Source organism: Natranaerovirga pectinivora (assembly GCF_004342165.1).
In the GTDB taxonomy this organism is placed as follows: Bacteria; Bacillota; Clostridia; order Lachnospirales; family DSM-24629; genus Natranaerovirga; species Natranaerovirga pectinivora.
Window position 1 is genome coordinate 424,687 of record NZ_SMAL01000003.1, and the last position, 11,368, is coordinate 436,054.

General features: G+C 33.0%; 10 protein-coding genes. All 10 read right to left on the reverse strand.

Annotated elements, in window-relative coordinates:
* Positions 1–102: 102 nt before the first annotated feature.
* On the reverse strand, positions 103–747 hold the full coding sequence (gene phoU, locus EDC18_RS06760; protein ID WP_132251576.1) for a phosphate signaling complex protein PhoU: 645 nt from the start codon (positions 745–747) through the stop codon (positions 103–105).
* Positions 748–790: 43 nt separating this feature from the next.
* The gene (gene pstB / locus EDC18_RS06765; RefSeq protein WP_132251577.1) at positions 791–1,546 is read right to left on the reverse strand and encodes a phosphate ABC transporter ATP-binding protein PstB; all 756 of its coding nucleotides are present in this window, start codon (positions 1,544–1,546) and stop codon (positions 791–793) included.
* 15 nt (positions 1,547–1,561) lie between these two features.
* Positions 1,562–2,686, reverse strand: a complete 1,125-nt coding sequence (gene pstA / locus EDC18_RS06770) for a phosphate ABC transporter permease PstA (protein WP_132251579.1) — start codon at positions 2,684–2,686, stop codon at positions 1,562–1,564.
* Positions 2,686–3,684: a phosphate ABC transporter permease subunit PstC gene (gene pstC / locus EDC18_RS06775; RefSeq protein WP_442929350.1), complete on the reverse strand. Its 999-nt coding sequence runs from the start codon at positions 3,682–3,684 to the stop codon at positions 2,686–2,688. Before pstC ends, pstA begins: the two co-directional genes overlap by 1 nt.
* Positions 3,685–3,857: 173 nt before the next feature.
* Positions 3,858–4,769 carry a phosphate ABC transporter substrate-binding protein gene (locus EDC18_RS06780; RefSeq protein ID WP_132251581.1) on the reverse strand — a complete coding sequence of 304 codons (912 nt, stop codon included), beginning with the start codon at positions 4,767–4,769 and terminating at the stop codon, positions 3,858–3,860.
* Between the two features lie 258 nt (positions 4,770–5,027).
* Positions 5,028–6,482 carry an IMP dehydrogenase gene (gene guaB / locus EDC18_RS06785; protein ID WP_132251583.1) on the reverse strand — a complete coding sequence of 485 codons (1,455 nt, stop codon included), beginning with the start codon at positions 6,480–6,482 and terminating at the stop codon, positions 5,028–5,030.
* A 186-nt stretch (positions 6,483–6,668) separates the two neighbouring features.
* Positions 6,669–7,169 (reverse strand): DUF6106 family protein, encoded by a 501-nt coding sequence (locus tag EDC18_RS06790; RefSeq protein WP_132251584.1) that lies wholly within the window; start codon positions 7,167–7,169, stop codon positions 6,669–6,671.
* Between the two features lie 218 nt (positions 7,170–7,387).
* Positions 7,388–8,785, reverse strand: a complete 1,398-nt coding sequence (gene gltA / locus EDC18_RS06795) for an NADPH-dependent glutamate synthase (RefSeq protein WP_132251586.1) — start codon at positions 8,783–8,785, stop codon at positions 7,388–7,390.
* On the reverse strand, positions 8,778–9,614 hold the full coding sequence (locus EDC18_RS06800) for a sulfide/dihydroorotate dehydrogenase-like FAD/NAD-binding protein (protein WP_132251588.1): 837 nt from the start codon (positions 9,612–9,614) through the stop codon (positions 8,778–8,780). Before EDC18_RS06800 ends, gltA begins: the two co-directional genes overlap by 8 nt.
* 261 nt (positions 9,615–9,875) lie before the next feature.
* Positions 9,876–11,222 (reverse strand): NADP-specific glutamate dehydrogenase, encoded by a 1,347-nt coding sequence (gene gdhA / locus EDC18_RS06805; RefSeq protein WP_132251589.1) that lies wholly within the window; start codon positions 11,220–11,222, stop codon positions 9,876–9,878.
* Positions 11,223–11,368 lie beyond the last annotated feature (146 nt).

Below are 11,368 nucleotides of genomic sequence, written 5' to 3' on the forward strand. Positions count from 1 at the left end.
ACCATCCCCACTTTTATATTTATTAAAAACTCCCACTTACCAGTAGGAGTCCTTTATACCACTTACTTATGCCTATTTTATTTACTAGCGTTACAAGTTTTATTATAAATTTCCTGTTACTATATATTGAATCCACTCAGCAATATTGGTAGAATGGTCACCCATTCTTTCTAAGTATTTAACAATGAATATAAAATTAATACATTGAGGTACTACTTCAGGTTTACTTATCATAAGCTCTGATAGTTCCTTCACCAACATACTAAAATAATGATCAATTTCATCATCTTTTTCTATAATTCTTTTTGCACCTTCTAAATCACTTTTAATATAGACATCAATGGTTTCTCTTACCATCTCTTTAACCTTTTTTGCCATCTCTGGTATGTGAACCAACGGTTTGACATAACTTTCATTTGCTAATTTTATAGTATACTTGGATATATCAGCACAATGGTCAGCAATTCTTTCTAAATCTGTTATGATCTTCATTACAGAAGCGATTTTTCTTAAATCACTTGCTATTGGCTGCTGTCTTGCAATAAGCATTATACATTCTTGCTCAATGTGATTCTCTAATTCATCAATCTCATCATCTCTATCAATAATGTCATTGGCTAACTTTACATCCTGTTTAACTAAAGCTTCTATGACATCATCTATTGATTTCTCAATTATTGTTCCCATTTTAACAACGTTTTTATGAAGCTTATCTAATTCTTTTATAAATTCCTGTCTTATAGGCATATACACGACTCCCTTATAATTTTAACTAAAATACTATAAAAAATCAACCAAATCTACCAGTTATATAATCTTCTGTCCTTTTATCTGTAGGATTACTAAATATCTTTTCTGTTTTGTCAAATTCTATTAATTCACCTAATAAGAAAAACGCCGTCTTATCTGATATACGCCCTGCTTGTTGCATATTATGAGTTACCATTACTATGGTATAATTCTTTTTAAGTTCAGCTGCCAAATCTTCAATCTTTAAAGTAGAAATAGGATCTAATGCTGATGTGGGTTCATCCATTAATAAGACTTCTGGTTCTACAGCCAAAGCTCTAGCAATACATAGCCTCTGTTGTTGGCCACCAGATAAACCTAATGCATTTTTTTTAAGCCTATCTTTTACTTCATCCCAAATAGCAGCATTTCTAAGACTTTTTTCAACGATTTCATCCAAATGCCCTTTCTTTTTTATGCCATGGACTCTTGGACCATATGCTACATTATCATATATGCTCATTGGAAAAGGATTGGGTTTTTGAAATACCATTCCTACTCTTGATCTGAGCTTAATAACATCTATTTCTCCATAAATATCTTCCCCATCTAAACGAATATCCCCTGTGATTTTTACATTATCAATTAAATCATTCATCCTGTTTAGCGTTCTTAAAAAAGTTGATTTACCGCATCCTGAAGGCCCTATAAATGCAGTTATTTCATTCTTTTCTATTTTCATATTAACATCTTTTAAAGCTTGAAAATCTCCGTAGAATAAGTCTAAGTTATCTATTTTAAATTTTATATCTTTCATACATTTCACCTCATATTATTTTACTGTAGCTTTATTTAGTTTCTTAGTTAGCAACTTGGATGTTAGGTTTAGAATTATAATTAACATAACTATTACCGTACCAATTGCACAAGCCATGGCAATGTCCGCCTCTTCTTTTGCAACTGTATAGGCTTTTATTGTTAACGATGCGCCTCCTGAAAGGACATTCTCTGGAATTCTTGCTACAGTACCTGCTGTTAATAATAAGGCCGCTGATTCTCCAACAATTCTCCCAATACTAAGTATAATAGCAACAAGTATTCCTGGGACAGCACTTGGCAGAACAGCTTTTCTAATGGTTTGCAACTTAGTAGCCCCTAATCCAAGAGATGCTTCTCTGTACGCAATAGGCACTGCTTTTAATGATTCTTCTGTTGTTCTAATCATGACAGGCAATAAAATAATACTTAATGTTAACGCACCTGCTAAAATGGAATAGCCCATATTTAATGTCATTACAAACAATAACATCCCAAACAAACCATAGATAATAGAGGGTATTCCTGATAAACATTCTGTTGCGAATCGGATAAGTCTAAGGACTTTCCCTGGCCTTGCATATTCTGTTAGATATATGGCGGACAGTATACCTATAGGTGCTGCAATAGACAATGCAACGCCGATTAAGTATAATGTTGTAATAATCATTGGATAAACACCTTTACCAGGTCTTCTTACTCTTAATGTATATTGTTGATTACTATTTGCTCTAAATAACTCTTGTATTTCTTCAACTGACTTTCCTTCTAATCTTTCATCGTTAATGCCTTGTAATAAATCTTGGGATTTTAAACCAAAAGGATCTCCTACTCTGTTTTCTGCTTTCCTTGCAGTTGAGTTTCTATCAACGGATTTAACATAGGGTATGCCTTCATCATTAATTCCTATAATTGCACCTATTTCACCAATATAGCCTTCTGTAGATTTATTTTGACTTGTCATTGGCTCTACCATTATAAAATGCGTTTGTGGATCATAATTTGATGTTAAAAAGTGTAAATTTACTTTTGAAATACCATTGACAAATATAAAACCTAGGATAAACACCAATGCTCCTACTGTTATAAAAGCAGATAAATAAATTAAACCTTGTAAAAGAATATCTTTTTGTTTGTTCATTATTTATCACCTGCCTTTGATGTGATTTTATTTAATACTAAGTTAAGTAAAATAATAAACATAAATAATACTACACCTGTTGCAAATAACATTTGTTGATGCAGGCCAGTTGCATATCCCATTTCCATAGCTATATTCGTTGTAAGCGGTCTAATTTGATCAAATATGCTTAAGGGTATACCTGCTTCTGGGTTACCTGCTACTAACATTACTGCCATTGTTTCACCTATCGCTCTTCCTATTCCTAAAACCACTCCTGCTAAAATACCAGACTTTGCTGAGGGTATGGTTACTTTAAATATAGTTGTTGTTTTTGATGCACCTAAAGCCAATGATCCTTCTCTATATGCTTTTGGAACTGAACGTAATGCTGTTTCTGAAATGGCAATAACCGTAGGCAAAATCATTATAGATAACACTATAATAACTGCTAATAAGGATTGCCCTCTGCTTTGAGGCGATATTCTCATAATAGAAGGCACTATGATGCCTAATCCAAAAACACCATATAACACAGAAGGAATCCCTGCTAATATTTCTACAGCAGGTTTTATTACTTTTACTACAGAATTTGGCGCAAGTTCTGATATAAATACAGCTGTAAACAAACCTACAGGCACCCCTATTAATATTGCTCCTGTAGATGCCAACACGGATCCAATCATCATATATAAGACACCAAAGTTATTGTTGTAAACTCTCCACTCTAATCCTGTTACAAATCTTAAGAAAGAGTATTTTCCCTCCTCATTTGTAGCAAAAAAAGGTTGTAATCCTTTGTAAAAAACAAAAATAGATATTGCTATAACACTAAATACAGCAATAAAAGCACATAAAAAAAATATTTTTTCTGCTATAAACTCATATCTTTCTCTCTTTTTATTAATGGTCATATCTTTTGATTTGTTTTTTATTTTTCTTTTATTGAAGATAGCTTTTTTAAGTTTAATAGATTCTATAGCTTCTTCTATAGGCTCTATTTTTTCATTATAATCCATCTAATCCCTCCGAACCCAAATCACTTAAAACACATATATTTCATCAACTTTGCAGGAAATTGAATACTTCTGTTTGTATTAAATTTTACATATTTTTTTCTTTAACTTTACATTCTAATGAGCAAAAACAAATATAACTCATAGAGTTATATTTGTTTATTCTTTTATATATGTTAGTTAACTGGAATTCCGCCTAAGCTTTCAACTATTTTTTGACCATCACCCATAACAAATTCAATATATGCTTTAGCTGCATCGTTCATATTATCTTCGTGATATACATAGATGAAAGGTCTTGCCACTGTATATCTGTTAGCTAATACATCTTCTACTGTTGGAGGATATCCATCAACATTTAATGGTTTTATTGTATCATTAATATATGTAAAGGATACATAACCAATTGCTTGAGGATTACCTGCTACAGTACTTTGTACATTACCATTACCTTCTGCTACTGTTGCAGTGCTTACTAATTCAAAATTCATAATTTCTTCATAAGCCCCTCTCGTACCAGATCCAGCTTCTCTTGAAACCACCATTATAGATTCATTTTTCCCACCAACTTCACTCCAGTTAGTGATCTCACCTGCGTAAATTTTACGAACTTCTTCTTTGGTTAATCCTTCTACAGGATTACTTGGATGAGTGATTACTGCTATTCCATCGTAAGCAATAACTTTTTCAACTAAGCCAAACTCTTTTTCATTAGATTTTAAATCACGAGAAGTTGCACCAATATTTGTAACTCTCTCATTACCATTTGTAATACCACCACCTGATCCAATGGATTCATAAGTAATGACTACATTTGGATTAAGTGCCATAAACTCTTCTGCCGTTTCAACACCAACTTTTTCTACTGAAGTAGATCCTGAAATTGTAACTGGACCACTTAAATTGTTTGTACCTTGATTTGCTGGTGGTGTATTTGGTTGTGGATTATTTGGTTGTTGAGCTTGTTGGTTGTCTTGTTGTTGATTGCTTGGAGTAGTATTTGTATCATCATTGTTAGAGCACCCTGTAAATACGCCTATCATTGCAATTACTAAAATTAAAGAAAATACTGCTTTCATTTTTTTCATTTCTAATTTCCTCCCACGTTGTGTTTGTTAATTTTCTTTACTTATGTAATTTAACATTTAAGTGTTAATAAGATATAATGGCAATGTTAAGTGTATGTAAAGTGCATTGTTAAGCCTTGAAGATTATATAGAAATAGGTTAAACATTATATTTCTTGGAGTGGGCCGTTAGCCTTTCCTTTCAGCGGGACTAGAACCAATCTAAAAAATTTCTTAATACAAAAAAGCCCCAAGAGTTTTTGACTCTTGGGGCTTTTGATTATTGACTTATACTATAGTTAGGCGCTTCTTTTGTTATATGAATGTCGTGAGGATGACTTTCTTTTAATGATGCACTTGTTATTTTTACAAATTGTCCTTTTTCTTGTAATGCTGGTATACTTTCTGATCCACAATAGCCCATTCCTGATCTTAATCCACCTATTAATTGGAATACTGTGTCTTCTAATAATCCTTTGTATGCTACACGGCCTTCAACGCCTTCTGGTACAAGTTTTTTTGCATCTGCTTGGAAGTAACGGTCTTTACTTCCTTTTTCCATTGCGCCAATGGAACCCATACCTCTATATACTTTAAATTTTCTTCCTTGGTATAATTCAGTTTCTCCTGGACTTTCATCACAACCTGCAAATATACTTCCCATCATACAAACATTTGCGCCTGCTGCAATGGCTTTTACAATATCTCCAGAGTATTTTATACCACCGTCTGCTATAATAGGTACGCCATATTCTTTTGCAGCTTCTGCACAGTCCATTACAGCTGTTATTTGTGGCACACCAACTCCAGCAACTACACGTGTTGTACAAATAGATCCAGGTCCAATACCAACTTTAATTGCATCTGCCCCTGCTTCAATAAGAGCTTTTGTAGCATCTCCTGTAGCAACATTACCTGCTATTACTTGTAGGTCTGGGAATGTTTCCTTAATGGTTCTAACTGTATCTATGACACCTTTTGAATGCCCATGTGCTGTATCGATAACAACAACATCTACTTTGCTTTCTACTAAAGCTTTGATTCGATCTATAGAATCTTTTGTAACACCAACTGCTGCCCCTACTAATAAACGACCGTGATCATCTTTTGCAGCATGTGGGTATCTTATTTTCTTTTCTATATCTTTAATTGTGATAAGACCTTTTAAATTGCCTGCATCATCCACTATTGGCAGTTTTTCTATTCTATGTTTTCCCATTATACCTTTTGCCTCATCTAGTGTTGTTCCTTCTGCAGCTGTAATTAGGTTTTCAGATGTCATAACTTCTTTTATTTTTTTATCAAAATCCATTTCAAAACGCAAGTCTCTATTTGTTAAGATTCCTACTAATTTTTTGCCTGTTGTGATTGGAACCCCTGATATACGATACTTTGCCATTAATTCATTGGCATCATATAAAGTATGGTCAGGTGATAAGTAAAAAGGATCTGTTATTACTCCACTTTCCGAACGTTTAACCTTGTCTACCTCATCCGCTTGTTGTTCAATTGACATGTTTTTATGTATGATCCCAAGACCACCTTGCCTAGCAATTGCAATTGCCATACGATGCTCTGTTACAGTATCCATACCAGCACTTATCAAAGGAATATTAAGCTTAATTTTTTTTGTTAAATAAGTCTCTAAATTAACTTGATGAGGTAGTACTTCTGATAAACCTGGAATTAATAATACATCATCAAAAGTTATACCTTCTTTTACTATTTTGCCCATTGTAGAACCTCTCTTTCTAAGAAATGTTTAAGGGAATTTTAATGAAGTTTAGCAAATTATACGAGTTTTGTCAACCTACATATACTAATAATTATATAACCATAATTAATAGTATGAATAAATAGTATAAAACCATATATTGATTAATATTCAAGATATGGTTTTATACTGGATTTATTATTATATTTATTTTTCCATTACTTTTCTCGCTATATGTGTTTTGATTGTATTTAAGAATTTTTCATTAGGATCTATTAGAATTTTATATTTTTCTTTATCTACAACTACAATTATCCCATAAGTGTCATCACTTATATGCCCTTTTGTAAAATCAAATACTTTATTATAATCACTTAATTCTTTATCATATTGTTTTGAGAACACTGGTGCCATAATTTGAATCTTTTTTACATCAAAATTTATGATTTTCTTTCTTCTGCTTTTATGATAAATTTTATCAATCTCAATTTCTCCTACAGATAAAGAGTATTCGAATTCTACATTTAGATTGGTATATAATCTATAAGCCCCCCACATAATTAAAACAGCAAGTATCACACCTACTATATTTAAAATTAAACTGGCTGACATTAATATAATTGCCAATATAACAATAAGAACCTTTAATATCATATCACTAGGTTTTTGCTTCCTTTTTACAATTTGTTCTGCAAAAGCTTCATTCATTATAAAAATCCTCCTTACAACTTACTACTTACAATTACGTGAACTTTATATCCTTTTATATAGATTTAATTTTTCAATTCTTCCCTATACTTAAAAAGACATACTCACAAACTTCTACTCTAAAAAGAAAAGTAAGAAAGTTCCTCTTGTAAGTAAACAAGCTTTCTTACTTTTATAATAATATAATTTAAAGAATAAGTAAAGATTTAAAGTTTAGTTTATCCTTGTAATTCTAAAACTTTTTTATGTATTGCTTCCGCGGCAGTTTTTCCTGCACCCATTGCTAAGATTACTGTAGCAGCGCCCGTTACTGCATCTCCACCAGCATATACATATTCCTTACTTGTTTCCATTGTCTCCTCTTGAACTATGATGCCACCCCAACTCTCAACACTAAGTCCTGGAGTTGTTTGTCTAATAAGTGGATTAGGGCTTTGTCCTATGGCAATAACAACTGTTTCTACAGGGAGTATGAACTCAGAGTTTTCTTTTACTCTTGGTCTTCTTCTTCCAGAATCATCTGGCTCACCTAATTCCATTTGCACACATTCCATTCCTGTTACCCAACCTTTTTCATCACCAATAATTTTAGTAGGATTATTTAATAACTTAAATATAACCCCTTCCTCTTTTGCATGATGAATTTCTTCCAACCTTGCTGGTAACTCTTCTTCTCCTCTACGGTAAACAATATAAACTTCTTCTGCTCCAAGTCTTACTGCTGTTCTTGCTGCATCCATTGCTACATTACCGCCACCAACTACTGCAACTCTTTTTCCTGTTTTTACTGGTGTTGGGTTATTTGGAAAATCATAAGCTTTCATAAGATTAACTCTTGTTAAAAATTCATTGGCAGAGTAAACACCATTTAGATTTTCTCCTTCTAAGTTCATAAACTTAGGTAATCCAGCGCCACTTCCAACAAATATAGCTTTATACCCTTCTTCAAAAAGTTCATCAACAGTAATGGATCTTCCTACGATAACATTTTTATTGATCTCAACACCCATATCTATAATACTTTGAACTTCTTTTGCTACTAAACTTTTAGGCAATCTAAATTCCGGTATCCCATATAAAAGAACACCACCTAATTCGTGAAGGGCTTCAAAAACAGTCACTTCATATCCTTTTTTTGCTAGTTCTCCAGCACAAGTTAAACCTGCTGGACCAGCCCCTACTACTGCAACTTTTATGCCATTTTTTTCTATGTTTTTAGGTTCTATATTGCCTTTGCTCATTATATAATCTGCAACAAATCTTTCTAATCTACCAATTCCTACTGATTCACCTTTTTTAGCTCTAACACATCTGCCTTCACATTGACTTTCTTGTGGACAGACACGACCACAAATGGCAGGCAATGCATTCTCTTTTGTGATGATACTATAGGCTTCATCAATATTACCATCTTCAACAGCTTTAATAAATTCAGGTATTGGCACATTAACTGGACAGCCATCTACACATGGTTTGGTTTTACATTGTAAACAACGTGTTGCTTCTTCCATAGCTTGTTCTAATGTATAGCCTAATGCTACCTCGTCAAAATTCTTTCTTCTGATCTGAGGGTCTTGTTCTGGTATTTGTACTTTTTTAGGGCTCATATTAGGCATTATTTTGACCTCCCTCTAGTCCAATTCTACAAGAATGTTCTTCTTCTTTGTACATGTTTTGTCTTCTTAAACATTCATCAAAGTCTACTAATAAACCATCAAAATCTGGTCCATCCACACAAGCGAATTTTATTTCATTTCCTACAGTTACTCTACAGCCACCACACATACCCGTTCCATCAATCATAACAGGGTTAAGGGATACTGCTGTTTGTATATTAAGTGGCTTTGTTATGCCTACAACAGCTTTCATCATAACCAAAGGTCCTATAGCAATAACTTCATCATATTCCTCACCATTTGCTATAAGTTCATTTAAAATATCTGTTACAAATCCTTCTTTTCCTTTTGAACCATCATTGGTTGCAAAGTATAAGTTTTTAGTCACAGCTTTAAACTCTTCTTCTAAAATTATGTATTCATCAGAACGGCCTCCAAGGATTACATCTACCTCTACACCCATTTCATGTAACTTTCTAATCTGTGGGTATAGTGGTGCAGCACCTACGCCGCCTCCAATTCCAAGTACTTTTTTATGTTTCTTTAACTCCGTTGGCTTTCCTAATGGCCCAACAAAATCAACAACAGAATCTCCTACTTGTTTCTCATACAATACTTTTGTTGAATAACCAACGACTTGATATATAATTGTTACCGTTTCTTCTTCTCTATTATAATCTGCAATGGTTAAAGGAATACGTTCACTATTATTATCGGCTCTTAGAATAATAAATTGCCCTGGTTCACATTTTCTAGCAACATAAGGTGCCTTAATAACCATTAGCTCTACTGCTTCATTCAATTGTTTTTTATCTACTATTTTATACATTAACAACAACCTCACAAATAAGAATATGTTTTATACTACATTATATAATACACAAAAATCTTTATTTACTCAAGTAAATAAGGGATAGTTATTTTTTCCACAAAGTCTATTTTCTCTGAACCTATTGAAGAATCCCCACTTAGGTTCATGTTAGATTCTTCACTACCCTCAGATTTTACATTTCTTTATATCACAAGAAAAGTGTGCAAGCACACTTTTCTTGTAGGTTTTCTATAATTTATGATTATATTATTCTACTGACTAGATAACACCTTGAGCGATCATAGCATCCGCTACTTTTAAGAATCCAGCAATATTTGCACCTAATACGTAGTTGTATTCAGCGCCATATTCTTTTGCAGTTGAACTACAACTTTCAAAAATGTTAATCATGATTTGTTTAAGTTTTGCATCTACTTCTTCAAATGTCCAAGAATATCTTAAACTATTTTGGCTCATTTCTAATCCTGAAGTTGCAACACCACCAGCATTTGCTGCTTTACCAGGTCCAAAAGAGATACCCTTTTCTAAGAATAAGTCTACAGCTTCTGGTGTTGATGGCATGTTAGCACCTTCTGCAACTGCTATACAACCATTACCAATAAGTGTTTTAGCAGCATTTTCATCTAATTCATTTTGTGTAGCACATGGCAATGCTACATCGCAAGGTACATTCCAGATATTTGTAGATCCTTCATGGTACTCTGCTTCTGGATGAATCGTAACATACTCTTTAATTCTTTTTCTTTCTACTTCTTTAAGTTGTTTTACTGTATCTAAGTTAATACCATTTTTATCAAAGATGTATCCAGCTGAATCACTTAACGCAACAACTTTACCACCTAACTCAGTTGCTTTTTCTGTTGCGTATATAGCAACATTACCAGATCCAGAAATAACCACTGTTTTACCTTCAAAAGATGTTCCTTTAGCTTTTAACATTTCCTCTGTAAAGTAGCATAATCCATATCCTGTAGCTTCTTTACGCGCTAAACTTCCGCCATAGTTTAATCCTTTTCCAGTTAAAACACCTGTGTATTCGTTTCTAATTTTTCTATACATACCAAACATAAATCCAATTTCTCTTGCTCCTACACCAATATCTCCTGCTGGAACATCAGTATCTGGTCCAATATGTCTGTAAAGTTCTCTCATAAAGCTTTGGCAAAAATTCATAATCTCTATATCTGATTTTCCTTTTGGATCGAAGTCACTACCGCCTTTACCGCCACCCATTGGTAATCCAGTTAAAGAGTTTTTAAATATTTGCTCAAATCCTAAAAATTTAATAATTCCTAAGTTAACTGAAGGGTGAAATCTTAATCCACCTTTATATGGTCCAATTGCACTATTGTATTGTACTCTAAATCCTCTGTTAACTTGTACTTTACCATTGTCATCTACCCAAGGTACTCTAAACATAACAACTCTCTCAGGCTCAACGATTCTATCAAGAACACCTTTTTCGATTAATTCTGGATTGCGTTCTACAACAGATTCCATTGATATAAGTACTTCTTTTACCGCTTGATGAAATTCAGCTTCTGCAGGATTTTTTCTTTGTACTTCCTGCATTAAGTTTTCTAGATAAACATTTTTAAAACTCATTTTTTTCATCCTCCACCTAATTTTATTTTATAAAGAAAGCTTGTCTTTTTAAAGATAATCTTTCTGTACTCACATTTTTATTCTATTGTTTTTTTATTATAGAGTTTACATTGCTGTAACTCCTTTATATTTATGTTTTCACTTTA